General features: G+C 34.7%; 2 protein-coding genes. Both read left to right on the top strand.

Annotated elements, in window-relative coordinates:
* Positions 1–312 (top strand): hypothetical protein (locus PSI14_RS19915; protein ID WP_273577715.1); only part of this gene is annotated, 312 nt, incomplete at its 5' end.
* Between the two features lie 182 nt (positions 313–494).
* Positions 495–1,287, top strand: a 793-nt coding sequence (locus PSI14_RS19910; protein ID WP_273577714.1) for a zinc ribbon domain-containing protein, incomplete at its 3' end; no start/stop codon positions are given.

Here is a 1,287-nt window from a genome sequence, read left to right as displayed (position 1 = left end):
TATTTAAACGTGGGGTGTGTGATGAAAAGGTTGGCATGGGTGGTGTTACTATTACCAATGGTAGTTCAGGCTGAACAGGCAGATAAAGATTTTATTATTGAAGCAACAAATAATGTCTGTTCTCAGCATACCGATCCTGAATTTTGTCGATGGCAATTGGAAAACATTACTGCAATTTCAGGGATAATTTCACTGAACTATGCTAGTTGCGTTCGTAATGATGAACACACAAAAGATTGCAGTAAAACAGTAGAGGCATTTAACTATATACAAGGTCAATATGATAAAAATATGATTGAAATGAAAAAATAATTATTATAAACAATGTGTTATGCATTGATATAACCCAGCTTTGCTGGGCTTTAAGCTCGAGTTTGTTTATTAATAACCCATCATGAACTGCACCCCAAAAGTTGGATACTAACGTATCCTTTTTGTTTCATTTAGTATCATCTGTTGGGTAATGTTAAAAAGTTGACTTTGACGGAGGAAAAATGGATTTCTTATTGGCAGCAGTGATTCTTGGCTTAATTCCTGCCTTAATAGCAAACAGTAAAGGCAGATCATTCATTTTATGGTGGATTTATGGATTTGCTCTGTTCATCATCGCATTGGTTCACTCAATTTTAATTAATAAAAACATTGCCGGCGTGGAACGAAAACAGATGAAAGAAGGCCTGGTTAAGTGTCCATATTGTGCAGAGATGATTAAAGAAGAGGCTATAAGATGCAAGCATTGCGGCAGTGATGTTCAGGAAAAAATAGAAGAAATAACTCTTAAGAAATTTAAGCCATCTAGTGTCCCTCCTGAGTTTTTTTATAAAAGAAGGAAGGATGGGATAGAGTTAATAGATGATAGGGTTAAGGAGCTATCAGAAACGTTGATAAAAGCAAACATAGACAAGGACACTCAAGAGATAGAGCTTAATTATCAATCGGAAATAGAGAGCCTTAATAAAAGGTTGCCAAAAGCAATTCAGAAACAATTTCAAGACAGGTATGTATACTGGCTTCACAACATTGATTTAGTCAAGGTAGGCTCTATTGTGGAAGCCGCAAAAAAAGCTGTTAACACAGAGGAACTTCTTATAAAGAAAAAAGACGGCTTTATGATAAATGATGATGGTGTGAAAAAGTTAGTTGAAGCGTTTTTTATTCACTCACCAGACTCAACGAACGTGTACCAAGATTTTGAAAATGAAATTTCTACAATAAAACGCACTCTGCCTAGTGAAGTTCATGAATCATTTATCAGAAAAATAAAATATTGGGATAATGTATTAAGTT

Source organism: Xenorhabdus anantnagensis, from assembly GCF_028598555.1.
Lineage (GTDB): Bacteria > Pseudomonadota > Gammaproteobacteria > Enterobacterales > Enterobacteriaceae > Xenorhabdus > Xenorhabdus anantnagensis.
This window is presented reverse-complemented; position numbering and strand designations above follow the sequence as displayed.